This is a genomic window from Psychrobacter sp. PSP, from assembly GCF_024085615.1.
Lineage (GTDB): Bacteria > Pseudomonadota > Gammaproteobacteria > Pseudomonadales > Moraxellaceae > Psychrobacter > Psychrobacter pacificensis.
In genome coordinates, this window is the sequence record NZ_JABLTF010000008.1 from 25039 (window position 1) to 51120 (window position 26082).

Sequence of the window (26082 nt, forward strand, 5' to 3'; positions counted from 1 at the left end):
AGTATGAGGCGCGTGCCTTATGTCAACATAATTTTTTCAATCAGTTCTTATGTGATCAATAGTTTAAAACTTTTATATTTACGTGCGTTAGGACGTTACCTAGAAAAAATAAAAAACTTACGCTGATTAAATTATTATGATTAAGTTTACTATTACCCTCGTCTTCTAAGTGTGGTTAGACCTTTGCCAAAATAGCTTATTAGTAATAACAGGGTTATTATTATCAAGATAGGATAATTTCCCATAAGCATAAAGGGCGTGTTACCAACCCGTGCCTGTATCTCACCACGTAGTACAGTACGCTCAAACTGCGGTGCGCGTTTTACAATACGACCTTTATGGTTAATGATAGCGGTAACACCAGTATTGGTCGCTCGAATAAACCAGCGCCCGTTCTCAAGCGCGCGCATTTGTACCATTTGCAAATGTTGCAATGGTCCTGCTGAAGTGCCAAACCAGGCATCGTTAGAGACGGTCAACAAAAAGTCAGTATCGATGGCATTTTTACGCGTGGTATCTGGATAAGCTACCTCATAACAGATAGCCGTCCCTATATTGTGTTCACGCACCTTTAGCGGTGACTGCTGATCACTACCACGACTATAGCTCTTAATATCCTGACTACCGGCCAAACTTGGGAAAATATCGAGCACGCCTTCAAATGGAATATACTCTCCAAAAGGCACTAGACGCTGCTTCTTGTATAGGCCTTCCGCTTCTACACCTCGAGCAATCACGCTATTGTAAAATGGGGGATACTTATCCGTACTGGCATTGAATGCCGCTTTATCCTTATAAGGGATACCAGTTATCCATGTCGTATTGGTCGCATTGGCCATTTCTATCATTTCACTAATAAAGCCCGCAGCCTCATCCTGAAACATAGGAATAGATGATTCAGGCCACACCACAACATCACGTCCCCACTCAGTGCGTGTTAACTTCGCATAAATCTTTAGCGTTTCTACTTGATACTTAGTCAGCCACTTTATATCTTGTGAAATATTACCTTGAATCAATGACACTGACAGATCAGGTGTGCCCTTAGGTTTTGTCCATTGCGGATTGACCAGCCATAATGATGTGCTAATGGCTAATAACAGTACAGAAACGATGGCATAACTACTGCGCCGAAGCAGTAGCTCTACTAAACTTGCAGCCAATAGTATGGCAACAAAAGAGACGGAAAAAACACCAGCAACGGGTGCTAAGGACGATAACCAATACTCTTCAGTAAATGCATAACCAACAAACAGCCACGGAAAGCCTGTGAATAACCAAGTTTTTAACCATTCTTGTAGCACCCAAAGAGCAGCAAATGAAAAGGGTTGTTTGCCTACCATACGGTTAAAGACTAGTGCTAACAATCCATGAAATAGTCCCATACCGAGACCCATCAATGCAATCATAATCAATGCGAGCCACGTTGGTGTATCGCTATAATCATGGATAGCAGTATAGAGCCAAAAGCCGCCGACGCACCATAGCCCCATACCGTAAGCTTCACCGATAATAAAAGCGCGACGACCACTCATACTTGTCACCAACAGCGCATATAAAATCGCTGGTGATACTATTGCTAGCGGCCAAAACCCATAAGGCGCTAGCGAAAATAAAAAAATAGCTCCTGCAAGCCATGCTGCTACTAGCGTAAGCGATAGCGGTAATTGATTTAAGTGAGTACTCAAACGCTTTTGTAGATTAATAGTAGACAGGCGCATCGCAAATTATCCAAAATTATGAGTTTTGAATTTTTAGTCAAAATCCAAAACTCGGATAGACCTGTTAATACTACAGGCAGCATTTCAAAATGAAAACTGCTTATGATACCAGTCCGCACTGCTCAATGGATAAATTTACGTACTCCGTTTGATGGGTTATTATGCTACATTACCAAACGATATGAAGTGTTACTTGACCTTCTATAGCTCACAATATCTACAGTACATGAGAGAGCACTATGACCCCCTTAAAAATAAAATCCAGTCTTATATTCAATCGTTATCTGTCTAAGGGGTTGCGTAGTACGTTAGTATTACTTGCCGCCTCATCACTATTTGCTTGTAGCCAACCGAGTAGTGGCGTATCTGATGCAAGCACAACATCGGCATCAACTGAAGATGTTTTGGCTGTTCCAAAGACAGCTGAACCAAACGTTATAAATACTCCTATGATGACATCAGTAAATAAACCAGACCTACTAAAAAACGTCTCAGCCACTGTCTATAAAGATGCCAATTGCGGCTGCTGTAAAGAATGGATAAGTCATGCAGAAGATAATGGTCTAAGTGCAACCGCGCAAGATGTTGCGGACTTAGCCGTATTTAAAGAGCGCTACAGCGTTCCAAATGAAATGCGTTCTTGCCATACTGTAGTCACTACTGATGGTTACGTCTTTGAAGGTCATGTACCCGCTAAATATATGGCGCAGTTTTTAGAAAATCCGCCAGTACAAGCTATGGGTCTTGCCGTACCTGGCATGCCTGTTGGTAGCCCAGGTATGGAGTATCAAAATAAATTCATGCCCTATCAGGTTATGCAGCTCAATAAAGACGGGACGACCCAAGTTTATGCTGATATTGAATCGGTAGAGCAGCAATTATAGTGTGTTAGCAGTTAAGAATACTTTGATTATAGTGTTAGCGTTAAAAGTAAATGAGGCAGGTATAAGACTGTTCTATTGCTTATAAAATGATTCTTCATCAAAAAAATCATTAGCTATTGCGACTTTAAAAGCAAAAATAACTTTGAATTTGTAACTTTTGATGACAATGTAAGCGGATTTATCGGTTATTAACCCTTAAAATAGATAAATAATTAAGGGTTAATACAAGAATATACAGGATGTATCGAAACAATTACGTAATATTACATAAGCCAGTAGGGAATTAACATCTATATTAATATTATAAATTATTATATTATCTTAATAATTAGTTAGACCCTATATAGGGTAATTACTTCATCCAATAGAAAAACGTCTGAGGGTTAAATCTAAATTATAGATTTAACCCTCAGACGTTTTTTTGCTTATAAAACAGTAGAAATTGTGGTCAATCTAGTCAGCTATATTCTGTACATGTTACACAAACTTACATTGTAAAATGTGGGATATTAGCAATTTTTTCGACATCAAAAAAGTATTTTTGGGGTTTTTAAGGGTGATGACAGGCTAAACAACCTATGCTAAAGTCGGCTTTGTGTTTTGGTCAGCAGCTTGATTTGTAACAGCTTCGTAAGACTTCAATGAGCTGTGATCGCCAATAATCATTTTTTATATGAATAATATGCAGCAGAAGTATCAGTCACTATGACATATATATACTTGAGTTATTGAGATTTAATTGACTGCGCTGTTGTTGATAACAGACGATTTTGAATTAACCGTAGGTATTAGATTTATGAAACAGGCTTTATTGATTTTGTCAGTACTGGGTATGGGCATAGCACAAACGAGTGGTGCTGCTATCACAATCTCTCAAACAAATAATACCATCACCAATACTTCTGTGGCATCAAACTACGGTTCATCAAAAAACATCTATAGCACCAAAAGTGGTGCTTATGTTTCTAATAATGATGAAATTAGTCAAGCAATTAGCAACCTAAGTGCGCAGGCCAAGCAAAAAGAGAATCAGCTTTCATCATTAAACAGCCGCTTATACGCTGAAAAACAACAGCAGCAAGTCAATAAGGTTCCTGACAGCAATTCAGCCCCCGCTATCGCTGCTGCTCGCGCCTCAAAAGTGGCTTTATCTGGCAGCTCTGGATATTGTGCCCGTTACGTACGTAAAGCACTACAATCAGCTGGTTATGAGTTCACTCCAAATCCTTCAGCCTATCAGTACGCTACTCGTGGCACACTTGAGAAAGCAGGTTTCAGCAAAATCAGCAATGATATGCCAACCCAAGTAGGTGATGTTATTGTCTATGATCGCTCATCAAAGCGTCCACATGGCCATATTCAAATTTTCGATGGTACAAATTGGATTTCTGACTTCCGTCAGAACAGTATCAGCCCATACAGTGGTGTCTATGCTTATACGACATGGCGCGATTCAAAATACGTGGATGACGCATCCGCATCAGATCGTAATATCTACCTTGCTATGAATGATAAATAAGACTTTCTAAGTCAGCACAACATAGTTGTTATTTCCTCCAACCCAGTAGTGATCTTAATATCATTGCTGGGTTTTTTTGTGCTTAACATCAGGGCGTATTTAACCTTTCATGATTTGATCCGTCAGAAATGAACACTACTGATATCATTACTCATGACAGGAGTTATCGACAAGCGCGTTTAAAATGCCACATGATGACGCTGGTGCACTACTTGCACATTTCTGGCGCAAAACGGTCAAGTGATGCTTTAAGTGCATCAGTTCTTCCATTCGTATTTCCACAGCATGAATGTGCTCATCTAGCAAGTTATTCACATCGCCGCAGTCCTTGTCAGGCGACTCCCAGTATTCAAGTAAGATTCGCACATCATCTAAAGCCATATCGAGCGTACGGCAATGTAGGATAAATTGTAGACGCTCAATGTGCTCTTCATTATATAAACGATAATTCCCTTCGCTACGAAAAGGCTCGGGTAATAAACGCTCTTTTTCATAATAGCGAATGGTTTCTACTGTGGCACCTGTGCGTTTAGCGAGCTCACCAATTTTGATTGTCATAACAACCTCTATGATTTAAATAATTAAAGTGGCTGTAAAGACTAGCGCTAGAGAAATTAAAATTACGAAACTGTAGATAAATAACCTTGACTCTAAAGCCACTATAGGGTTCATAATATCATTATTCAAAGGGTAAATTATTATGAAATATCATATTGAAGGTATGGACTGTGCCAGTTGCATCGGCAAGATTGAAACAGCTTTGAAACGTATGCCTGGGGTTTCTGATGTTCAGCTGAATTTCGCTACAGAAACGCTAGAGCTAAATTTAGCCCCTGGTGCGCCGACTCAGGCTAGTGATATCGAAAAAACAATCAAAAGCCTAGGGTTCGGTATATCTGCCAATACTGGTCAACAAACTGTATCGGCTATTGATATTGACAGCGACAATCAGATGGCTCCGCAGGATAAGCGGTGGTGGCAAACTCAAAAAGGCAAACAGGTTGTTGGTCTCGGTATTTTGATGGGCAGCGCTTATGCACTGTCACTACTGTTCCCCGCTTATGGGATATGGGTGTTTGCCATCGCTGTGATTGTAGGCGTTTTTCCATTTGCACGCAAAGCCTTAGCACTGGCTAAAACAGGTTCATTCTTTTCAATTGAAACGCTGATGTCCGTCGCCGTGCTTGGCGCACTTATCATTGGTGAAGCTGAAGAGGCCGCAGCGGTTGTCTTTTTGTTCTCAATCGGTGAACTGTTTGAGAGTATCGCTGCTGATCGCGCTCGCGCTGGCATCAGAGCCTTATCATCGCTGGTTCCGAAAAGTGCGATTTTACTTGATGCTCAAGGTGGGCAGCGTAACGTTCCAGCGACTTCACTACAAGTGAATGACCTTGTGCTGGTGCGTCCTGGAGATAGGGTATCTGCTGATGGTTCCATTGTTCAAGGTGCGTCCAGCCTTGATGATTCGCCCGTGACGGGAGAGTCTGTTCCTGTTGCCAAGACGATGGGTGACAATGTATTTGCAGGGTCAATTAACATCGATGGTGTGCTCCAAGTGCGCGTAGAAAAGACAGCCGCCGATAACACTATTTCGCGCATTATTGATTTGGTAGAGCAAGCGCAAGCTTCCAAAGCACCCACTGCCCGTTTTATTGAGAAATTCAGTCGTTACTATACACCGGCTGTGATGGCTATTGCCGCCCTAATTATCATCGTCCCACCGTTAACCATGGGCGGAGATTGGTCAACTTGGTTATATCGAGGTCTAGCCTTATTATTGATCGCTTGTCCTTGTGCTCTTGTGCTCTCAACACCAGCTGCTATCGCCTCTGGTCTAGCGGTCGGTGCGCGCCGCGGCTTGCTGATCAAGGGCGGTAGTGCTTTAGAAACCATCGGCCAAGTGAAGACAGTCGCTTTTGACAAGACAGGCACTTTAACTGAAGGCAAACCACGCGTGACCGATGTTGTTGACATTACACAAGAGTATTCAAGTGTTCAAGGTCAGGATTCTCAGGATCAGGGTTCTCAAGGTAAAGATAAGGTATTGGCGCTCTTTGCCAGTGTGGAGACAGGTTCTAGTCACCCGCTTGCTGAAGCTATTGTCAGTCATGCCAAAGCCGCCAAAGTTGTCATACCTGTGGCTTCTAAAGCTTCTGCTACTGCGGGTAAAGCGGTACACGCAACTATCGCTGGGCGCGCGCTAGCTATCGGTTCGCCTGTTTATGCCGCAGATGAGGCATCAATTTCAGCCGAGCAACAGGCACAAATCGAGGCGCTGCAAAATGAGGGCAAGACCGTCTCAGTTCTTTTCGATGAGCAAAGTCGAGAAGTGCTTGGATTGGTCGCACTAAGAGACGAGTTACGAGACGACGCTCATGAAGGTGTGGCTCAACTTAAAGCGATGGGTGTGCGCTCCGTCATGCTAACAGGCGACAACCGCTTAACCGCTCAAGCACTTGCCAGTAATTTAGACGTGGAATGGGAAGCTGAGCTGTTGCCTGAGGACAAACTGCGCTTGCTTAACGAGATGAAGAATAACAGCAAAATAGCGATGGTGGGTGATGGTATTAACGATGCGCCAGCACTAGCAACCGCTGATGTTGGCATCGCGATGGGTGGTGGTACCGATGTGGCCATTGAGACGGCCGATATCGCATTATTAAAAAGTCGTGTTACAGACATGGCCCATCTGATTGCACTTTCGCGTGCCACCATGCGCAACATTCATCAGAACGTCATTTTCGCTTTAGGTCTCAAAGGCGTCTTTCTGATCACGACCGTATTCGGCATTACTGGACTATGGATTGCGGTTCTAGCTGATGCTGGAGCAACAGTGCTCGTTACTCTCAATGCGTTACGTTTACTGCGCTTTAAAGGCGCGCCTCCACTGGTAACTCCGCCTAAAGTAGTTAAATAAAACCCTTCGAAATCAATTAAAAACTAGAGATAGCAGCAGATTTCGGGGGTGGGTTCTAATAATAAAAATTCCACCGCCACAGTAAACTGCAACCGCATTAGAGTAAATAAGGTTAGACCGTATGTTGATTACAGAATTGGGCTATTTTGCCTTGCTTACCGCTTTTGTACTGGCGTTATTGCAGGTAATTCTGCCAACTATTGGTGTTATTCGTAACCAAGTTGCTTGGCAACGACTAGCCCCTAGCCTAGCTTGGGCACAGTTTGCCGCCATGATAACGTCATTTGGCGCTTTGATAGCAGGTTTTTATTATAATGATTTTAGCCTCAGTTACGTCGCGCAGCATTCTAATACGCTGTTGCCTTGGTACTATAAGTTATCGGCGACATGGGGCGGACACGAGGGCTCTTTGCTGCTATGGATGACCATCATGGCCACATGGTGTGCACTGGTATCATACTTTAGTCGCGGCTTGCCGTTATCAATGCGTGCGCGGGTATTAGTTATTTTGGCCGGTGTACAGTTAATGATGCTAACGATGCTGATATTTACCTCGTCACCGTTTGAGCGTACCTTACCCAATCTAGCGGTCGATGGCGCTGATTTAAATCCTGTCCTACAAGATTTCGGTCTGATTATTCATCCGCCCATGTTATATATGGGCTATGTGGGTATGGTAGTACCTTTTGCATTTTGTATGGCGGCATTGTGGGAAGGGCGTTTAGATGCTGCTTGGACACGCTGGTCACGTCCATGGGCGCTCGCGGCTTGGGGATTTTTGACCATTGGTATTGCACTGGGCTCGTGGTGGGCCTACTACGAGCTTGGCTGGGGCGGTTGGTGGTTTTGGGATCCGGTAGAGAACGCCTCGTTTATGCCTTGGCTTGTCGGCTTAGCATTGCTGCATTCATTAGCAGTCACTGAAAAGCGCGGGGTGTTTAAAGCATGGACCATCATGCTGGCTATTTTCGCCTTTGCCTTAAGCTTGCTTGGCACGTTCCTGGTACGCTCTGGAGTCCTTACCTCAGTGCATTCGTTTGCCGCTGATCCGACGCGTGGTTTGGTCATCTTAGCTATTCTTGGCATTATCATCGGTAGTGGTCTATTAATGTTTGCCGTTCGCGGTTGGCGTTTAACCGTTGAAAGTCAATATCAGCTGATTTCACGTGAGTCCTTTTTAGTGATCAATAACGCCATCATTTTGATTGCAACCTTAGTGGTGCTGCTCGGCACCCTCTATCCTATTATCGCTGATGCCTTTAGTCTCGGTCAGGTATCTGTAGGGCCTCCATACTTCAATGCGCTGTTTGTGCCTTTGACATGGCTGTTGTTAATCGCTATGGGTATGGGCTCTAATATTCGCTGGAAACAAGATAAGCGTCCGTTACTAGGGGTGGGTATCGCCATTGCCGCTAGTAGTATCGTATTGGCTGCTATTATCGCCTACTTTACCAGTCCATCTGCTATGTTCAATATTGGCGTGACTTTAGCGGTGAGCTTTTGGGTACTGCTATGGATGATCGTTGACTTTAGAGACAAAACCAAGAACGCCCCTAATTTCTTTAAAGGTCTGCGTCAGCTGCGTCTTAGCTATTGGGGTCAACAGACTGCTCATATTGGCGTATTGGTTGCTGTCATTGGCATAGCCTTTACTAGTAGCCTGAGTATTGAGCGTGACGTAGCAATGGGTATTGGCGATACAGTCAATGTTCAAGGTTACGATTTTGAAGTAACTGAATTTTTTGAAATAAAGGGTAGTAACTTTGATGCAACGCAAGCGCAAGTGGTGGTATCCAAAGACGGTCGTGAAGTGGCGAAACTGACTCCAGAAAAGCGTACTTATATTATCAGCACGATGCCAACAACTGAAGCTGCTATTGACCCCAGTCTTATGCGCGATGTTTATGTCGCACTGGGCGAACCTATTGCCGATGGTAGTAACCAATGGGCATTAAGGATTTATGTAAAACCATTAATTCGCTGGATTTGGTTAGGGGCAATTATCATGGCTCTAGGTGGATTAATTAGTATGCTTGATAAACGATACCGCATCAAAAAAATTAAAGCTCCGTTGCTAGTTACTGGTAGTTTGGCTACTTATGGAGTCAATGAGGTAGCTATTGAGCAGGCAATCTCAGTATCGACGATGTCGACACTAAAGGAGAAATAAATGACTATGTCGAATAATACTCCTGAGCAAAAAGATAGCCAAAACAGTAAGCAGCGTAACCCAAAGACAATGAAAAAAAAGCAGACGAAGCTATGGTTCTTAATTCCGCTTATCCTCTTTTTTGGTTTGGTAGTTATATTGTACATGCGCTTAGGTAAACCAACAGACATTGTGACCAATACCGCTCTTGAGCGTCCGGTTCCTACCTTTGAGCTGCCGTTATTAGCAGATACTACCCGTACTATCACCAATGATAATTTGCCGGATAAGCCGTTTTTACTTAATGTTTGGGGCTCATGGTGCCCAACTTGCGTTATTGAGCATCCGTTTTTAATGCAACTAGAAGAGCGCGGCGTTGATATCGTTGGTGTGAATTATAAGGATGAGATTGGTAATGCGCTCAGTTACTTAAACCGAGGCGGTGATCCATTTTCTATGTCTATTCAGGATTCATTGGGTCAGTTTGCTCTAGACTTAGGCATAACTGGTGCGCCCGAAACCTTTGTTGTGGATGGAGATGGCATCATTCGTCAGCATATTGTTGGTGAGATTAATGAAGCCAATTGGCAACAGCGTGTTAAGCCGTGCCTGACAGTACTTAATAAGGCTAATAAGAACAACGATAGTCCTGATCTCATTCAGGTTGAGGAGATGTGCAAATGAACGCTACTCGAATAAGAGCTCCTCAACTAAAACCCAATATAGTTTTAAAACTAGCAAGCTTAATACTAGCGTGTCTGCTTAACATGACGGCAAACGCAGCTATTGACGTATACGATTTTGACTCACCACAGCAAGAAGCTCAGTATCGTGGATTAATAGAAGAGTTTCGCTGCCCAAAATGCCAAAATCAAAACCTTGCAGCCTCTGATGCACCGATTGCACAGGATCTAAAGCAAAAAGTCTATGATTTAATTAAAGATAGACGTAGTGATGCTGAAATACGCGTCTATATGCAAGAGCGCTACGGTGACTTTATTAGCTACAAGCCGCCTATGCGACCATCAACATGGATCCTATGGTTTTTTCCACCACTATTATTGCTCGTCTTAATTATTGGTTGGTTTTGGCAAAGTAAGCGTCGCCAAGTTGTTGCCCGTGGTCAAAGCGGCGTCACAGTGAACAGTACTGCTGCCTTGACCTCTACGGAAAAGGCTGAGCTTGATCGTCTATTATCGCAAGCTGAGAGTGTCGACCACGACATTACTAGCCTAGAGGACAAAAAATGACTCTATTTTCTACTTTTGGCTTATTTGTAACTCTAAGCTTGCTGATTGCTCTTATATTTGCGCTGATTGCTATTATGCCATGGCTACGAGCACCGCGTTTGCAGTCCAAACCAATAGACAATCAACTGCTAGATATTAATGTTGCAGTATTTCGCGAACGTTTAGCTGAGCTACAAACAGATAAAGACAGCGGTACTATTAATAATAGCCATTATCAAAATCAAAAGCTGGAACTGGAGCGTCAGCTATTAGATGTGCAGCGTCAGATAACACCTATGGTCACCCCTGATGTCAAAAGCCGTTTAATTGTCGCAGCTTGGATCCCAATATTGGCTGCAATGGCGTATTTACTAATAGGCAATCGTACGCCCGTGTTTGATTTGTGGACAGCTGAGGACAAAGTAGGACAAGTGGCTGACGACCTATTGACAGCTAAAATTGACAAGCCGCCATCATGGGCGTTTGAAGATGGTCGTCAGTTGATTAGCGCCATGCAAACCAATGTTCATCGTAATGCTGATGATCCTAATCGCTGGATGCGCCTATCCGAGCTTTTCTTATCTATGGAGGCAACTGATTCTGCGCTGGAAGCCTTATCTCGTGCCTATCGTTTAGCTCCTGAAAATGAAGAAATCGCCACCACTTATGCTCAGACTAGCTTTTTCGTTAATGAAGGTCAGTTAGACGCCAATATTCGCCGTGTATTACAAGCTATATTAGCTAAGAATCCGCAGCATGAACGGGCTCAAATGCTCATGGCAATGGGTGAGACTCGTAGTAGTAACTTTGCCCAAGCGCAAGGTTGGATTAAACGCTTACAAGGCAGCATTGTGGCCAAACCAGGTGATCATACTAAAGCTTTAGCAAGCTTAGATGAGTTAAGCAACTACGTTAGCACGCAAGAAAAGCAAGCGCTAGAAGGTATTGACGTGACAGTGAAAATTAACGCTAATTTATTACCGTTAGTGAAAGCTGATGATGTGTTGTTTGTTGCGATACGTGACGTTAAAGGAGGTCCACCGTTTGCCGCCAAACGTTTACCCATTAGTATTATCAAGCAAGGTGAGGCTAGTATCCGCTTAAGCAATCTTGATGCGATGATGCCAGATCGCACGTTAAATTCAGCTCGTAGTGACAAAACTCAGTTAGCAGTCGTTGCTCGTATTAGTCATAGCGGTAATGCCATAGCAGAGTCAGGCGACTTATCGGGTAATCCTATAGTGATTAGCGCTGAACAGACTCAGGTTAATGTTGAAATCAATCAACAGATTCCCTAATAAAAAATTATTACCGTAAGTTTCATAACACCAGAGCGGTAAGTGGAGCCGTTTATAAAAGTGGCGCGATTAATAGTCGTATACCAAAAACATATACGTTTAACATTGTTCATTGTATAAACACAGATAAAGAAAACAACTATGACTGAATCTACCGACAGATTAGATAGTACTAAATTGAATAGCGTTGAATCGGCTAGTACTAATATTGCTGACAATAAAGTACCTATAGCTGTGAGTAGTACTCATCAATCGATTGACTCTAAAACCATGAATCATACGCCTAAAGCTATGTACGTGACTTCAGGCAACTCAATAACACCTAAAGATAAGTTGGACAAAATGCCAAAAATGGTTGCCAATGGCAGTCGCGCTTTTATCTGGTATTTGTTGGCGATAATGGTATTAATACTTGATCAATGGACTAAGTGGTTGGCCCAAACCACATTAGCGTTCAATGACCCCGTACCGGTCATTGAACCATTTCTCAACTGGACACTCGCTTATAACTATGGGGCAGCATTTAGCTTTTTAGCCAACGCTGGCGGTTGGCAGAAATGGTTTTTCTCAGGCTTAGCTTTTGTAATGGCTATCTTTTTAACGGTTTATTTAATCAAAGCGCCACGTGCAGCCAAGCTATTATCTATGGGGTTGGCCTTAATGCTTGGTGGTGCGATTGGCAACTTAATCGATCGTTTAAGAATTGGTAAAGTGGTTGACTTTATCCATGTGCATTATGCTGATGTCTGGAATTATCCTCTTTTCAATGTTGCAGATATAGGTGTCTGTGTCGGTGTAGCGTTGATTATAATTGATATGATATTTTTGGAAAGTAAGCGTAATGAATAAACAAGTGAATATTGATCAGTACAAATAAAAAGAACTAGCGTCATAGTCACTCTATACGGAAAAATACTTTTTATACTTGAGTATGTTTATAAAATGTGAACTGGAAGGTAATGTATGACTGGTATAGGTACTCACTCATTTTAGGTCTTAAAACTCAATACTTAAAAGCTCTGCGTAGAGCCATTATTATAGAGAAATTGAATAATCCATAAATTCTTTATTGATAATAACAAAAGGAAAATACAGTGTCACAGACTCAGCCAACTATTGAAAAAATTCACAGCCTTAGAAAAAAAACAAGAGACAGCGTTAAAAAGTCTTACCCTTATATAGTCGATACACTCTAAAAATGTCATAGCACTACTGGGATGAATTTTGCGCAGCCTCCTATCGTGCGCTCAAAGAAATTTGAAGCGGACTATAATAATTACCATCGTTTGTCAGGCGAGGGTAAGCGGGATACAGACACATTCAGAAATGAAATGAAGAATTTTATTACTATGTATCCTGAAGATTTTGAGAAAAAACCGCTAGAAAATTATTTGAAATAACAGCTATTAATGGCACTCCATTAACATTTCTGTAAGTACATTACCGTTAAATGATTACCCTGCGCAGCAAGATAGCTCTTTAACGTCATATTAAACCACAACAATGTATGGTTTATCCTTTTTCATTATCAAAGTCCAAATTAGTGTTATTACATGCAGTTCTACATGAGTATGCTCCAAGGGAACCAGCTATTTAACCCTTTGAACCTATTAACAGACCACTTAAAACAGACCGGTATAATGGAACCACTTATATTAAGTCGTCTTTGATTATTTATAAATAGGTATTATTCACACTAAAATAATCAAGTACGACGTGAACAATACCTATACGGCGATGAGCCATAACAAATATATCAATTAGTAAGCGACTTATCCGCCATTTCATTAGCCATCTTCAATGCTTGGTATAAACTCGTCGCACTTGCGCCGCCGCGTCCCGCCAAGTCTAGCGCCGTACCATGATCGACAGAGGTGCGAATATAAGGCAGTCCTAAGGTGAGATTTACCGTATCACCAAAGCCGTGTGATTTGAGTACGGGCAACCCTTGATCGTGATACATGGCGATGACTGCATCGCAGTTTGCTAAGTGTCTGGGGGTAAACAGCGTATCGGCTGGCATCGCCTCTGAAATATTGACGCCTGCATCGGTGAACTCTCGTAAGACTGGATTGATAATCTCAATCTCCTCCATACCCAAATGCCCGCCCTCGCCTGCATGTGGATTGAGACCGCACACCAAAATACGAGGCTGCGTGAGGCCAAACTTTTCTCTCATGTCATTGACAACGATTTGTACTGTTTGACGTACATTATCCGCGGTGATGGCAGCAGGTATGTCTTTTAATGGCAAATGGGTAGTGACAAGCGCGACTTTCATCGCTTGATTGGCAAGCATCATCACCACTTTCTCACAGCCACTTTGCTGCATAAAAAACTCGGTGTGACCGCTAAACATAGTGCCATCCAATAGCTTGATACCAGCATCTATCAGCGCTGATTTTTGTAAAGGACCTGTGACGATAGCGGCAACTGTTCCATTTACTGCTAACTGATGAGCAATGTCTAATTGCTGAGCCACCATCGCTGAGTTGGCAATATTGATTTGTCCGCCAGTAACTGGTCCTGCACAAGGGACGTTAAGCAAAATAAAAGCACTATCAGCATCTATATCCTGCTGTGCTATCTGCTCGGCCGCGTCCATATCAAAGTCACCAGCCTCGTTGTCAATGGTTTGCCAAATAGGCACTTCTGTCAACACGCCAGCTGAAACCAACTCCTCTGCACGGACTTGCATCGTGCTCGCATCAGCGGTTACCCAAATGGGACGGTCAAAATCTTGCAGCTTGCCCTCTGCCGCCAGATTCAATACGACATCCATTCCAATGCCCGCAGGTTCACCTGTCGTGATTAATAATGGTCGTTTTTGTTCTGTCATAGCAATAGCCTTATTTTATTTAAATTTTTGATTTTATTATATTTATCGTCAATATTTTCAGTTGTTACGTTTAGACAATGGATGCGGTCTCTTATTTTATGCATAACAATCACTGTAGATTTAGTTGCTTACCCAGCCTAAAAAATCACATTATGTGTTAAACTTTCGCTTCTGATTGTAGCATTTGCAGGCAAATCTAAAACCACGTTTTGGTACATCTACCGTAGAGATGTACCATATCTGTTTTGCGCTACCATCGACATCTTTTTTTATACCCATTTTGACTCATTAGGCACTCATGGCAGAAAACGACAAAACCGACGACTTACTCAATCAGACACCGCCGCACAATATCGATATTGAAAAGGCATTGCTCGCGTCTTTGATGAGTATCGAAGAGGCGTACGACAAGATTGCCGATATCGTCACCAAAGATGACTTTTATGCGGGGCGACATCAATATATTTTTGATGCGATTGCTCACCTTGCAGCCGTTAATGAGCCTTATGATACGGTCATGGTACACGACTGGTTAGAGGCGCAAAAGTTACTCAAAGGTGCAGGTGGGGACAGCTACTTAGCTGATATTTTGAGCCAAAGTCCGGCGACCTTGTTTAACCTGACCGCTTACGCTCAGCGCGTACGTGAGCTCTCAACGCTGCGTCAGCTCATTACCACGGGTAATGATATGCTAGCGCTGGCCTACAATCCGAAAGACCAAAGCGTTAGTGATATCTTGGACAATGTCGAAGGTAAGATATTTAGTATCAATGAGCAGCATAACAAACGCGCGGAACAGCGTGGCCCTGTCGGTATTACTTCGGTCTTAACCAATGTTATCGATCAGATTCAAGAGTTAAAATCCAACCCCGATGGCATGATTGGTTTACAAACGCCATTTGTCGAGCTCAATAATAAAACGCAAGGGCTACAATCAGGCGACTTGATTATTGTCGCCGCTCGTCCTTCTATGGGTAAAACCACTTTTGCGATGAACTTGGCAGAAGGGATTTTATTTAATGAAGATTTGCCTGTTGTGGTGTTTTCGATGGAGATGCCGGCAGAGTCTATCGTCATGCGTTTGCTGTCTTCATGGGGCGCGATTAACCAGACGCATCTACGTTCTGGGCAAATGAATGAAGATGAATGGGCAAAGATGATGAATGCCATTCAACATCTGCAATCAAAGCATTTGTATATTGATGACAGTACCGCCCTACCGCCATCCGAGATGCGCTCTCGCTGCCGCCGTATCGCCAAAAACCATGATGGTCGTTTGGGTGCTATCGTGGTCGATTATCTTCAGCTCATGAAAGTGCCGAGCCTAGATGGTAACCGTGTGGGGGAAATCTCTGAGATTTCTCGTAGTCTAAAGGCGCTCGCACGTGAGCTTGAATGTCCCGTGATTGCCTTGTCGCAGCTTAACCGTAGTCTAGAAAACCGTCCAAATAAACGCCCAATTATGTCGGATCTACGTGAGTCTGGTGCAATTGAGCAGGATGCCGATTTGATTATGTTCATCTATCGTGATGAGGTTTATAATGAAAACTCAGACCACAAAGGTGTGGCGGAAATTATTATCGGCAAGCAGCGTAACGGCCCTATTGGTACCGTACGCTTGGGTTTTGAAGGTCAATTCACCCGCTTCATTAATCTAACGCCAGAATACTATCAAGGCGTCAGTTTTGAGAATGATGAGTAATCAGCGTTATAACATTTAAGTCTTAGTAAAATGTAAGCCCATACCGATTTTGGCTTACTCACAAGTTAGTAAGTAGCTTTAACCACATAGCCAGTATAGTATCAACTCCATTGATGCTGTACTGGCTTTATCACTTCATAATTCTACTCATAAAGAAGGCGATTATGCGCACCATTACCATAAAACCAAAAGCCATTACTCATAATCTCAATCAAGTAAAACAACGCGCACCGCAAGCAAAAGTCTTAGCGATGGTCAAATCCAATGCGTATGGGCATGGCGTGGCGGCGGTATTACCAGCCCTGCAGCAAGCAGATGGTATTGGGGTTGCGACTTTAACCGAAGCATTAGAAGCCAGACAATTAGGTTGGGAGAAAACCATTGGTCTAGTAGAAGGGGCATTTAGCGCTGATGAGTGGCAACAAGCCATTGATCATGATATTAGCTGCGTGATTCACCACGGACCACAGTTAGAATGGGCACTACAAAACTTCCCGCCAGCTGGTAGTGCAACTAATGTGGTTTGGCTAAAATATAATACAGGTATGAACCGTTTGGGTTTCAATGCTGAGGGTGTGCTATCAGCAGCCAAGCGTTTGCATGAAGCAGGTTATCAGCTGATCCTAGCCACCCATTTTGCCAATGCTGATGATCATGACCATCCATTAAATGCCATGCAGATTGAGCGCTTCTCAAGCGTACTTGCGACTTTGAAAGATACCATTAGCCTAGATATCAAAGGCTCATTATGCAACTCTGCTGGCATCGTCAACTTCCCAGAGTACCATTATGATTGGGTACGCCCAGGCATCATCTTATACGGTAGCTCGCCTGTCGTCGATAAAAGCGCACAAGAGTTAGACTTGCAGCCCGCGATGGAATTTAGTGCTCAAATTATGGCATTACAAACGGTCAGTGCCAATGATGCGATCGGCTATGGTAGCCGCTGGCGTGCGCAGCAAGACACCAGAACCGCTCTCGTGAGTGTGGGTTACGGAGACGGCTACCCGCGTGTAATAAGTGACGACGCTTATGTCACCGTCATCGATACTAACGACAATCAAAGCTACCGTTGTCCTGTGATTGGGCGTGTGGCAATGGATATGATCGTCATTGATGTCAGCAAAACGCCTGAAAGCCTTGCTTTGGATAGCAAAGTCATGCTCTGGGGCGATGCGCCGCGTGTCGATGAAGTGGCAGGTCATGCTGGAACGATTAGCTATGAGCTGTTATGTCGCCTCAGCATACGTCCAAACCGTACACAGGCATAATCATTAACGGCACAGGCATTAGCATACGAGTACTATGGCTTGCTAATGCGATTTCGGTCTATTTAGCAAGCCATTCGATCTTGATAAAATTGCACGTTTACATTGAAAGTAAATACGCTATACTAAAAGTTTGTTGTCAACCCAGTATACGCACTGACGCGATGATATTGAAGACTGATGACGTTTCACTGACTGCGATCGACTGCTAGGATTACTATGAGTTTGCGCCATTTTTTAACCTTATCTGATTTAACCAAACAAGAACTAGAAAACTTAATCAAACGCGCAAGCGAATTGCGTAAGATGCAACACGCAGGCGAGATATATCAGCCTTTCGTTGGTCGTACGCTTGGCATGATATTTGAAAAATCTTCAACGCGTACCCGTATCTCATTTGAGACCGGCATGGGTCAATTTGGTGGTAATGCTATATTTTTATCACCCAACGATACGCAGCTCGGTCGCGGTGAGCCATTAGAAGACTCAGCACGCGTGATCTCCAGCATGGTTGATATCATTATGATTCGTACCTTTGGGCACGAAAAAGTCGAGACCTTTGCTGAATACTCAAGCGTCCCTATTATCAATGCGTTGACCGATGAATACCATCCTTGTCAATTGCTTGCTGATATGCAGACTTATTATGAGCATCGCGGTAGCATCGAAAATAAGATCGTCACGTGGGTCGGTGACGGCAACAATATGTGCTCGTCATTTATGCAAGCCGCCAATCAGTTTGGTTTTGAATTACGCGTGGCAGCGCCTTATGGGTTCGAGCCTGATCCGAAACTTATGGAACGCTTCTCACATTGCGTGAGCTTGGTCGAAAACGTACAAGACGCAGCCAAAGATTCTAATTTGATTGTCACCGATGTATGGGCAAGTATGGGTCAAGAGTCCGAGCAAAATACGCGCGCACGTCGTTTTGCCCCTTATCAAGTGACGCCGTCTCTACTAGACAAAGCCGACCCTGAAGTGGTGTTTATGCACTGTCTGCCCGCCCATCGTGGTGAGGAGATCTCTCATGATATGCTAAATGATCCGCGCTCTGTTGTGTGGGATGAAGCCGAAAATCGTCTACATGCGCAAAAAGCCTTGATGGAGTTTTTGCTAAAAGACAAAATCAAACTACCTGCCTAACTTACCGTGTAAAAAACAGTAAGATAAGTTATTAGTCCGTTCATAAATAAAAAAGCCGTTCAGATTTGGACGGCTTTTTATCTGTAAAAATGGCTTGAGACTGTATTCTTGAGACTGTATTAGCGCGTAAGCGTTGTTACGCCATCTGCACTGGCTTTTAATAGCACATCCGCTTGGTTTGCCGCAAAGATACCATTACAGACCACACCCACGATATTATTCAGCTCTTTTTCAAGCGCGATTGGATTACTCACATCCAAGTCATAAGTATCTAGAATAACGTTGCCGTAATCAGTGACAAAGTCTTCACGATAGACAGGCTCACCGCCCAATTTTGCTAATTGACGCGCGACATAAGAGCGCGCTTGCGGCAGGACTTCAATCGGCACTGGAAACGCGCGACCTAAGATCTCAACGCTTTTGCTCTCATCAACCATACACACAAACTTTTTGGAAGCAGCCGCGACGATCTTTTCGCGAGTCAATGCACCGCCGCCGCCTTTGATAAGTTGCAAGTGCTCATTGACCTCATCAGCACCATCGATATAAACATCAAGCGTACCAGCAAAGTTTAGATCAACAATTTCGATACCAAGCGCACGCAGTTTGTCTTCAGTCACCTGTGAGCTGGCAACCGCACCAGCAAGCTTCAATTGTGGCAACAACTCAATCAAACAGTTGACCGTACTACCCGTCCCCACCCCAAGTATCATATCATCTTCGATATAGCTTAGGGCAGCGCGGGCGGCGGCTTGCTTTTGTGCTTGCTGATCACTCATCATAAATCCTTGGAAAATAAACGTATGGTCTTAAAAAAAGTAAAAGGCTAAAACAAATAAAATGCGTGGCTATTATAACCGATGATATTGATCGATGTTAGCGCAATCACAATTCTAATTCGGTAGTCATATAATACTTATCTCACAACGTTCTTCACCACACGCTTTCACTTTATATTCATTCAGGCATAAAATCCCAAGAAAACTGCAATTGAGTCTTGCAAGATACTCAAAATCAGCATAGGCTAATCTATTTCATTTTTATATTCATTCTGTTTAGGGATTACTATGCTGTCACACTGGGTACGAGCCATACTACAAGCCACCGTCTATGACGTTGCGATTCAAACACCACTTGAAACGGCGCCCAAGCTGACCCAACGTTTTGCCAATGACATTCGTTTTAAACGTGAAGACTTACAACCTGTCAAATCTTTTAAGTTACGAGGTGCCTACAACCGTATCAGTCAGCTAAGCGATGAGCAAAAAGCGCGCGGCGTTATCTGCGCCTCAGCAGGCAACCATGCTCAAGGCGTGGCTTACTCTGCGCGCAAACTGTCACTAAACAACATCATCGTTATGCCAACGACTACGCCTGATATTAAGGTAGAAGCCGTCAGAGCGCTTGGTGGCAATGTCGATCTGCATGGCGATAGTTTTGATCAAGCAAACCGCTATGCAATAGATCGTGCTGAGCGCGAGGGCCTGACCTTTATACCGCCTTATGATGATGAATTGGTGATTGCTGGGCAAGGAACCATCGCGCTTGAGTTGACCCAACAGTGGCGTAACATGGATTATGTGTTTGTTGCCGTTGGTGGTGGCGGTCTCATCTCAGGTGTCGCCGCATTTTTGGGAGAAGTGGCACCGCATGTCAAAGTGATCGCGGTAGAAGCGGAACAATCAGCTTGCCTAAAAGCCGCACTTGAAACGGGTGAACGTGTCAAACTTGAGCAAGTCGGACTGTTCGTCGATGGCGTGGCAGTCGCGCAAATTGGTGAACTGCCTTTTGACGTCGTGCGTACTCAGAAAAGTGACAATTCAGGCCCTATCGTGGAGCCTAACGTCGTCACCTGTAGCAACGATGAAGTCTGCGCAGCAGTCAAAGATGTGTTTGAGGAGAGCCGCAGTATCGTAGAGCCTGCAGGTGCGTTGGCAGTTGCTGGTATGAAAAAATATATCACAGCGAACAATATTCAAGGCAAAAACTGCGCGGCCATCATTTGCGGCGCTAATATGAATTTTGACCGTCTGCGTTATATTGCTGAGCGCACTGAGATTGGCGAGAAAAAAGAAGCTATCTTTGGGGTTACTATACCAGAACAAACTGGCGCTTTCTTGAACTTCTGCCGCAGTCTGCACGGTCGTAATATTACTGAGTTTAACTACCGTGCCGATAGCAAAAAGTCACCAGACTCAATGGAGCCTGCCTCAATCTTTGTCGGTATTGCATTAAAAGAAGGTGAAAAAGAGCGTCAAACTATTAGTACTCAATTGGCAAATGATGGCTATACCGCTCACGATCTGACTGACGATGATATCGCCAAGTCACATATCCGTCATTTGATTGGTGGTCACGCTAAGGTCGAAAACGAGCAGTTACTACAAGTGATATTCCCAGAGCGTCCGGGCGCCCTGCTGACTTTCTTAGAAAAATTGGGCGATGACTTTAATATCACTTTATTCCATTACCGCAACCATGGTGCCGCTGAAGGCCGTGTACTGGTTGGTCTACAAGCCTCAGAAAGCAACTCTCGTCAGCTACAAGACGCCTTACTAGACATCGGCTATGACTGCACGACGGTCAATGACAATATTGGCTATCAGTTATTTTTGAAATAATGACTTAACGGGATATATTTAGACCTTATTATAAAAGCGACTTGTCATATGATGGGTCGCTTTTTACTTTCTATAATCTGCTACAGACGGCGACGAACACAAAACCTTATTTGTAAATACCAAATATGCCCTCATATTATTTGATATAAAAACAAATACAGAGTGAGCTTTATGAAAAAAAATACTGATGATAACACCCAAGGTTTGGTCAAAATTCGTCTCGATAAATGGTTATGGGCCGCTCGGTTTTACCGCACACGCACCCTTGCCAAGCAAGCCATTGAAAGCGGACGTGTGCATTATGGTGGCAGCCGCGTCAAGACCAGTAAAGAGATTTCAGTCGGCGATGAGCTAACCATTCGTCAAGGCTCAGCGACCGCCATGACTGAAAAGACTGTCATTGTTGAGGCGCTATCTGCACAGCGGGGCAATGCGACCGCCGCTGAGGTGCTATACTCAGAGACCAAAGAGAGCGAAACGCGGCGTGCTTATTATGCTGAACAGCGCAAACTGGCCAACCTTGCTCGTCCTGATAATAAGCCCAACAAAAAAGAGCGCCGTGACTTACAGCGCTTCAAAAGCAATCAAGATTGATACAGCATTACCCTCGCATCACCCAGTTACCTATAGCATTGTCATAAACCCAGTATTAAGTGACGCTATTGTCTAGTCTCTGTCCTTGCCATTCAAGCGATTAAGCGTTACGCTAGTCGTTGGTTCAATCGATTGCATGCTAATAAAAGCCGCATTAACAGTGCTGGTTTCTTATAGCATGTTTTTTTGTTATAGAAGGTCATATTATGCTGATGAAAGCCTGTACTCCCTCGTCTGTATTATTGGTTTGTTTAGGAAACATCTGCCGCTCCCCTACCGCTGAGGAAGTTTTCCGTCAGCAAGCGGCGATTGCTGGACTCTCAATAAAGATAGACTCAGCAGGTACCAGTGATTCACATGTCGGCGACAAACCTGACCCACGTTCGCAGCGCCATGCGAAATCACATGGCTACAAAATTAATAAATTGGTTGCACGCCAAGTCAGCGCCGATGACTTCCGTGATTTTGATTTGATCTTAGCCATGGATTCACAGAATTTGGCTGACCTACAAGCCATTAAAGACGACATGGCAGAGTCAGAAGAGGACTTGGCAAAGCTGGCCCTATTTAGTGAAGAAGACCCTACCTATTGCGGCAGTGATGTGCCAGATCCATATAAAGGCGATAACGATGATTTCGAAGAGGTGATCGAGCGCATCGAATCAAGCGCCCAAGCTTGGATCGAAAGCTGGAAGGCTTGCTAGCTATAAATTCTATATTTCTGCTACTCTTGCATCCGGTATCCTCTATAATATGGTTAATCCTCTATAAAAGAGCTGCAGCGTTAACCGTGCTTGAAGTAACACAGTTACGTCTGTACTCAACTGCCTTGTATCTCTTTTAAATTGAATCAACTATAGCTACCTTATTATTTATTATCCTTTTGCCCCATAGGCTATGTTATGACCCAAGCTGCACGCCTTGATCTCGACGCTCAGACCATGACTATAAATGACTCATCAGCGACTCTGTTAGTCAGTAATTCAGTCGATTTGGCACATAGCAATACGATGGCACTGTCGTGTGTCGCTGACTCTGTAGTGACGTTGACCAATGAGGCACAGCTTGATGACTTTATGGCAACCTATGCAGAGGATGTAGAGCATCAGCTGTCATTATTTGTCTTATCTGGCGGTAGCAATGTTTTATTACCAGCAGCGTTAAATGCAGTGGTATTGCAACCCAAAATGCGCGGTATTCATTTGACTGCACAAACCGACGATTATGTTGATATCGAAGTAATGGCGGGCGAAAACTGGCATGATCTAGTCGTACATACAGTCAATCAAGGCTGGTATGGGTTAGAAAACCTTGCGCTCATACCTGGCCTAACTGGTGCAGCGCCAGTACAAAATATTGGTGCGTACGGTGTGCAATTAGAAGACTGCTTACAATATGTACGCGCCTATCATTTACCGACACAAACTTGGCACCATTTATCAGCGGCCGACTGTCAATTTGACTATCGTGATAGTATCTTTAAACGCACGCCAAATACATGGCTGATCAGCCGCGTGGCTTTTAGACTGCATACAGATCCCACCCATATTTTAGCCAGCTATGGAGATGTACAGACTGTGGCGCAGCGCTATGCGGAACAACAAGAGCGCGAGCAAGCCAATCCTCATGACGTTATGCAAGCCATTATAGATATTAGACAACAAAAGCTACCAGACCCAAAACAGCTACCTAACTGTGGCAGTTTTTTTCAAAATCCTATTATTGGTCAAGATCAATTTACGGCGCTGCAAACAACTTATCCAGCTATCGTTGGTTATCCGATGCCTGACGCGATGGTAAAAGTTGCCGCAGGTTGGCTCATCGAGCAAGCAGGATTAAAAGGGGGCGGCATCGCACCTATCATGACTCATAAACATCAGGCGCTGGTACTGACCAATCATACTCCTTATCAAGCAACTCAAGAAGATGTGGAAACAGCACAGCGCTATATCGCCAACATCGTCTATGAGAAATTTGCAATTCAGCTATCACGTGAGCCAGTTTGGGTGAATGCTGATGGCTCAATTGGATATCCTGAGCATGTGGTCTAAACAATCATGGTCTAAACGCTTATGGCGAAACTATTTGCGTTCAGCCGAACGAATGGTGAAGCTATTCCGTATCATCAATATTACCTTTGTATTAGGCTCGACGTCTGTTATTTTAGTCCTAATCAGTTTGTTCACACCGCTATTTTCACAAGCCGTTGTCTATATATTTGCGCTTCTTCCTTTACCAAAAATGCCTTCTGCTGCTATGAGCTCTCCGCCGACTGCTTACGTGGTATTAGGCGGTGGTCTAACTAATGATAATAACAATCAAATCATCCTCAATCGCTATAGCCTGAATCGTGTCCGTACCGCGGCTGGGGCCTATCACGATCTTCCCTTACCTATTGTACTAAGCGGCGCTGAAGCCCCTTGGCTAGGTCAATGGCTCATTGAGCATGGTATCGATGGGCTGATAAGCGAAAATGCCAGTATGAATACGTGCGAAAACGCCCGTTTTACAGCCAAGCGTATTCCGCTTCATCACGTTTACCTTATTACTGATAGTTATCATATGGCACGTGCGCGCAGACAGTTTGCCTTGAATGGTATTAATAGCACACCGCTTAGCGCACCATTGCCAGTGAGACGCGACTGGATGAAACCTGCGCAAAACCTAAGTCATTCACGGCGGGCTGTTTATGAAATCGCCGCCTATCTACGGGATGTGATACGTCCGCAAATGAACTGTCGTCACGCCGATGATGTGACTTCACAGCAGCTCCTAACACCGCGAGGCAGTGCCAAAAAAGCATCTGATGAATAGGTTTTTATACTAAACGCGCAGCTAATATCGTCATATGATGCTACGCCTCATTCTAATCGCTACAGATCATCCACTGCATTTGCGATGGGTGTATAATAATAAAAGACACTGCTATTGAAGAGAGTTACCATGCTCAGTATATTTTTATTAATCCCATTAAGTCTCATGCTATTTGTGGTTGCCATCTGGGCGGTGCGTTATGCGGTAAAATCAAACCAGTTCGAAGATTTGGACAATGCATCACAGCGTATCATATTGGATGATCGTCAAGAGCGCAGGCAAACCATGCAGGCTCATGAGCGCGCGGTGCAGTCTCAGCCTTCTGCTGATACCGAGCCGTCAGATGATAACGTTGATAAAGATGCGCTCGTTCGTACTGATGTAGAGAAAAACACAAAAATCTAACCTTTATTCTTCTCTCTTTTCATCGTGTAATGATGAGCTTTCGTTAGATAATAATCGTGTCTATAGATACGGCCTTTATGACTTTTAGGAGATGCATCCATGACCATGGCTTTACTTGCTGCGGCATTACTGATGGGGTTTTTTGGCTCGCCGCATTGTTTGGGTATGTGTGGCGGTCTTGTGACGGCATTTGGTCTGTCTATGAAAGATGTCAGTCCTACTAAACGCCGCGCGCTGGTGGCCACCTATCATCTTGGCCGTCTGAGCAGTTATGCACTGTTAGGTCTGCTGGCAGGATTTATCGGTACGACGGTGTTAGAGCCACTCATGAAAGGCAATAGCTTGCCACGTATTTTACTGGGCGCAGTGTTGGTCTTTGTGGGTGTGACCATGCTTGGCGCACCTTTTTTGAATAAGCTCGAGCGTTTTGGTATGCGCTTTTGGCAATACCTCAGCCCGCTACGCCAAAAGGTCTTTCCCCTAAACACCTTTCCACGTGCATTGACAGCTGGTTTGCTTTGGGGCTTTTTGCCTTGCGGTTTGGTATATGGCGCCCTACTCATCGCGGTGGTGGCTCACAACCCATTAAGCGGTGCAGCGTTGATGTTTGTTTTTGGTCTTGGCACGGTGCCGATGTTAGTTGCAACGCACGAGACAGTCGGCTGGTTACGTGACAAGATTGGTCGTTTTCGCTTAAGGCAGTTAAATGGTGCGGTGATGGTACTCTCAGGTTTGGCAGTTGCTGTCGTTCCTATGGTCATGGCAAACATGCATGGCGGGCATGGTGGTGGACACGCACAGATGGATCATAGTAGCCACTCTGCTATGATGTCTGAGACAGATGCTCATAATATAGATCAGATGAATCACGATATGACGCCAGCTATGGATCATGATATGCAAGACATGGATAATCATATGGATCATAGCATGCATGATATGGGTGATGACGCCACCTCCATGCATCATGGTCAATAAT

Annotated in this window: 22 protein-coding genes; 18 read left to right on the forward strand and 4 right to left on the reverse strand. The window is 44.0% G+C overall.

Features of this window, described 5'->3' with window-relative positions; translation table 11 throughout:
• Positions 1 to 152: 152 nt before the first annotated feature.
• Complete coding sequence (lnt, locus tag HL061_RS02165) at positions 153 to 1721, reverse strand: apolipoprotein N-acyltransferase (protein ID WP_252962458.1); 1569 nt, start codon at positions 1719 to 1721, stop codon at positions 153 to 155.
• A gap of 239 nt (positions 1722 to 1960) precedes the next feature.
• Between lnt and HL061_RS02170 the strand changes: the two genes are divergently transcribed.
• On the forward strand, positions 1961 to 2605 hold the full coding sequence (locus tag HL061_RS02170) for a DUF411 domain-containing protein (RefSeq protein WP_093071126.1): 645 nt from the start codon (positions 1961 to 1963) through the stop codon (positions 2603 to 2605).
• Between the two features lie 796 nt (positions 2606 to 3401).
• On the forward strand, positions 3402 to 4124 hold the full coding sequence (locus HL061_RS02175) for a CHAP domain-containing protein (protein WP_068405068.1): 723 nt from the start codon (positions 3402 to 3404) through the stop codon (positions 4122 to 4124).
• A gap of 147 nt (positions 4125 to 4271) precedes the next feature.
• Here the strand turns inward: HL061_RS02175 and cadR are convergent, their stop codons facing one another.
• Complete coding sequence (gene cadR, locus HL061_RS02180; protein WP_007394845.1) at positions 4272 to 4682, reverse strand: Cd(II)/Pb(II)-responsive transcriptional regulator; 411 nt, start codon at positions 4680 to 4682, stop codon at positions 4272 to 4274.
• A 142-nt stretch (positions 4683 to 4824) separates the two neighbouring features.
• Here cadR and HL061_RS02185 point away from each other — a divergent pair, with 142 nt between their 5' ends.
• The 6 genes from HL061_RS02185 (at position 4825) to lspA (ending at position 12566) form a co-directional block, all read left to right on the forward strand.
• A complete protein-coding gene (locus HL061_RS02185; RefSeq protein ID WP_058025811.1) occupies positions 4825 to 7041 on the forward strand; it encodes a heavy metal translocating P-type ATPase in 2217 nt (738 codons plus the stop codon).
• A gap of 121 nt (positions 7042 to 7162) precedes the next feature.
• Positions 7163 to 9211 carry a heme lyase CcmF/NrfE family subunit gene (locus HL061_RS02190; protein ID WP_025643925.1) on the forward strand — a complete coding sequence of 683 codons (2049 nt, stop codon included), beginning with the start codon at positions 7163 to 7165 and terminating at the stop codon, positions 9209 to 9211.
• Between the two features lie 69 nt (positions 9212 to 9280).
• Positions 9281 to 9874 (forward strand): DsbE family thiol:disulfide interchange protein, encoded by a 594-nt coding sequence (locus HL061_RS02195; protein WP_025643927.1) that lies wholly within the window; start codon positions 9281 to 9283, stop codon positions 9872 to 9874.
• Positions 9871 to 10440, forward strand: a complete 570-nt coding sequence (locus HL061_RS02200) for a cytochrome c-type biogenesis protein (protein WP_212564573.1) — start codon at positions 9871 to 9873, stop codon at positions 10438 to 10440. The genes HL061_RS02195 and HL061_RS02200 overlap by 4 nt, the downstream gene beginning before the upstream one ends.
• Entirely contained in the window at positions 10437 to 11717 is a 1281-nt protein-coding gene (gene ccmI / locus HL061_RS02205) for a c-type cytochrome biogenesis protein CcmI (RefSeq protein WP_025643930.1), read from the forward strand. The genes HL061_RS02200 and ccmI overlap by 4 nt, the downstream gene beginning before the upstream one ends.
• Positions 11718 to 11858: 141 nt before the next feature.
• Positions 11859 to 12566, forward strand: a complete 708-nt coding sequence (gene lspA / locus HL061_RS02210; protein ID WP_071001646.1) for a signal peptidase II — start codon at positions 11859 to 11861, stop codon at positions 12564 to 12566.
• 907 nt (positions 12567 to 13473) lie between these two features.
• Here lspA and pdxA read toward each other — a convergent pair.
• Positions 13474 to 14556 carry a 4-hydroxythreonine-4-phosphate dehydrogenase PdxA gene (gene pdxA, locus HL061_RS02215; RefSeq protein ID WP_071001651.1) on the reverse strand — a complete coding sequence of 361 codons (1083 nt, stop codon included), beginning with the start codon at positions 14554 to 14556 and terminating at the stop codon, positions 13474 to 13476.
• 298 nt (positions 14557 to 14854) lie between these two features.
• Between pdxA and dnaB the strand changes: the two genes are divergently transcribed.
• From dnaB to argF, 3 genes are all read left to right on the forward strand, one after another.
• On the forward strand, positions 14855 to 16258 hold the full coding sequence (gene dnaB / locus HL061_RS02220) for a replicative DNA helicase (protein WP_071001653.1): 1404 nt from the start codon (positions 14855 to 14857) through the stop codon (positions 16256 to 16258).
• A 164-nt stretch (positions 16259 to 16422) separates the two neighbouring features.
• On the forward strand, positions 16423 to 17529 hold the full coding sequence (gene alr, locus HL061_RS02225) for an alanine racemase (protein WP_071001654.1): 1107 nt from the start codon (positions 16423 to 16425) through the stop codon (positions 17527 to 17529).
• A 216-nt stretch (positions 17530 to 17745) separates the two neighbouring features.
• Complete coding sequence (gene argF / locus HL061_RS02230; protein WP_071001655.1) at positions 17746 to 18669, forward strand: ornithine carbamoyltransferase; 924 nt, start codon at positions 17746 to 17748, stop codon at positions 18667 to 18669.
• A 119-nt stretch (positions 18670 to 18788) separates the two neighbouring features.
• Here argF and rpiA read toward each other — a convergent pair whose 3' ends face one another.
• Positions 18789 to 19448 carry a ribose-5-phosphate isomerase RpiA gene (gene rpiA, locus HL061_RS02235; RefSeq protein WP_071001657.1) on the reverse strand — a complete coding sequence of 220 codons (660 nt, stop codon included), beginning with the start codon at positions 19446 to 19448 and terminating at the stop codon, positions 18789 to 18791.
• Between the two features lie 288 nt (positions 19449 to 19736).
• Between rpiA and ilvA the strand changes: the two genes are divergently transcribed.
• The 7 genes from ilvA to HL061_RS02270 all read left to right on the forward strand — a co-directional run bounded on the left by ilvA (position 19737) and on the right by HL061_RS02270 (position 26081).
• Complete coding sequence (gene ilvA, locus HL061_RS02240; RefSeq protein ID WP_071001658.1) at positions 19737 to 21290, forward strand: threonine ammonia-lyase, biosynthetic; 1554 nt, start codon at positions 19737 to 19739, stop codon at positions 21288 to 21290.
• A gap of 171 nt (positions 21291 to 21461) precedes the next feature.
• The gene (locus tag HL061_RS02245) at positions 21462 to 21884 is read left to right on the forward strand and encodes a S4 domain-containing protein (RefSeq protein ID WP_071001659.1); all 423 of its coding nucleotides are present in this window, start codon (positions 21462 to 21464) and stop codon (positions 21882 to 21884) included.
• A gap of 206 nt (positions 21885 to 22090) precedes the next feature.
• Positions 22091 to 22588: a low molecular weight protein-tyrosine-phosphatase gene (locus HL061_RS02250; protein WP_083328818.1), complete on the forward strand. Its 498-nt coding sequence runs from the start codon at positions 22091 to 22093 to the stop codon at positions 22586 to 22588.
• A 237-nt stretch (positions 22589 to 22825) separates the two neighbouring features.
• Positions 22826 to 23935, forward strand: a complete 1110-nt coding sequence (murB, locus tag HL061_RS02255; protein ID WP_071003614.1) for a UDP-N-acetylmuramate dehydrogenase — start codon at positions 22826 to 22828, stop codon at positions 23933 to 23935.
• Positions 23925 to 24698, forward strand: a complete 774-nt coding sequence (locus tag HL061_RS02260) for a YdcF family protein (RefSeq protein ID WP_071001661.1) — start codon at positions 23925 to 23927, stop codon at positions 24696 to 24698. Before murB ends, HL061_RS02260 begins: the two co-directional genes overlap by 11 nt.
• A gap of 129 nt (positions 24699 to 24827) precedes the next feature.
• The gene (gene ccoS, locus HL061_RS02265; RefSeq protein WP_058024050.1) at positions 24828 to 25103 is read left to right on the forward strand and encodes a cbb3-type cytochrome oxidase assembly protein CcoS; all 276 of its coding nucleotides are present in this window, start codon (positions 24828 to 24830) and stop codon (positions 25101 to 25103) included.
• Positions 25104 to 25202: 99 nt separating this feature from the next.
• A complete protein-coding gene (locus HL061_RS02270; RefSeq protein WP_093070024.1) occupies positions 25203 to 26081 on the forward strand; it encodes a sulfite exporter TauE/SafE family protein in 879 nt (292 codons plus the stop codon).
• The last annotated feature ends 1 nt before the right edge of the window (position 26082 follow it).

What these genes read in the sequence shown, in the direction of transcription:
- lnt (WP_252962458.1), bottom strand. Translation starts at nt 1,721, where the DNA reads ATGCGCCTGTCTACTATTAATCTACAAAAGCGTTTGAGTACTCACTTA.
- HL061_RS02170 (WP_093071126.1), top strand. Translation starts at nt 1,961, where the DNA reads ATGACCCCCTTAAAAATAAAATCCAGTCTTATATTCAATCGTTATCTG.
- HL061_RS02175 (WP_068405068.1), top strand. Translation starts at nt 3,402, where the DNA reads ATGAAACAGGCTTTATTGATTTTGTCAGTACTGGGTATGGGCATAGCA.
- cadR (WP_007394845.1), bottom strand. Translation starts at nt 4,682, where the DNA reads ATGACAATCAAAATTGGTGAGCTCGCTAAACGCACAGGTGCCACAGTA.
- HL061_RS02185 (WP_058025811.1), top strand. Translation starts at nt 4,825, where the DNA reads ATGAAATATCATATTGAAGGTATGGACTGTGCCAGTTGCATCGGCAAG.
- HL061_RS02190 (WP_025643925.1), top strand. Translation starts at nt 7,163, where the DNA reads ATGTTGATTACAGAATTGGGCTATTTTGCCTTGCTTACCGCTTTTGTA.
- HL061_RS02195 (WP_025643927.1), top strand. Translation starts at nt 9,281, where the DNA reads ATGAAAAAAAAGCAGACGAAGCTATGGTTCTTAATTCCGCTTATCCTC.
- HL061_RS02200 (WP_212564573.1), top strand. Translation starts at nt 9,871, where the DNA reads ATGAACGCTACTCGAATAAGAGCTCCTCAACTAAAACCCAATATAGTT.
- ccmI (WP_025643930.1), top strand. Translation starts at nt 10,437, where the DNA reads ATGACTCTATTTTCTACTTTTGGCTTATTTGTAACTCTAAGCTTGCTG.
- lspA (WP_071001646.1), top strand. Translation starts at nt 11,859, where the DNA reads ATGACTGAATCTACCGACAGATTAGATAGTACTAAATTGAATAGCGTT.
- pdxA (WP_071001651.1), bottom strand. Translation starts at nt 14,556, where the DNA reads ATGACAGAACAAAAACGACCATTATTAATCACGACAGGTGAACCTGCG.
- dnaB (WP_071001653.1), top strand. Translation starts at nt 14,855, where the DNA reads ATGGCAGAAAACGACAAAACCGACGACTTACTCAATCAGACACCGCCG.
- alr (WP_071001654.1), top strand. Translation starts at nt 16,423, where the DNA reads ATGCGCACCATTACCATAAAACCAAAAGCCATTACTCATAATCTCAAT.
- argF (WP_071001655.1), top strand. Translation starts at nt 17,746, where the DNA reads ATGAGTTTGCGCCATTTTTTAACCTTATCTGATTTAACCAAACAAGAA.
- rpiA (WP_071001657.1), bottom strand. Translation starts at nt 19,448, where the DNA reads ATGAGTGATCAGCAAGCACAAAAGCAAGCCGCCGCCCGCGCTGCCCTA.
- ilvA (WP_071001658.1), top strand. Translation starts at nt 19,737, where the DNA reads ATGCTGTCACACTGGGTACGAGCCATACTACAAGCCACCGTCTATGAC.
- HL061_RS02245 (WP_071001659.1), top strand. Translation starts at nt 21,462, where the DNA reads ATGAAAAAAAATACTGATGATAACACCCAAGGTTTGGTCAAAATTCGT.
- HL061_RS02250 (WP_083328818.1), top strand. Translation starts at nt 22,091, where the DNA reads ATGCTGATGAAAGCCTGTACTCCCTCGTCTGTATTATTGGTTTGTTTA.
- murB (WP_071003614.1), top strand. Translation starts at nt 22,826, where the DNA reads ATGACTATAAATGACTCATCAGCGACTCTGTTAGTCAGTAATTCAGTC.
- HL061_RS02260 (WP_071001661.1), top strand. Translation starts at nt 23,925, where the DNA reads ATGTGGTCTAAACAATCATGGTCTAAACGCTTATGGCGAAACTATTTG.
- ccoS (WP_058024050.1), top strand. Translation starts at nt 24,828, where the DNA reads ATGCTCAGTATATTTTTATTAATCCCATTAAGTCTCATGCTATTTGTG.
- HL061_RS02270 (WP_093070024.1), top strand. Translation starts at nt 25,203, where the DNA reads ATGACCATGGCTTTACTTGCTGCGGCATTACTGATGGGGTTTTTTGGC.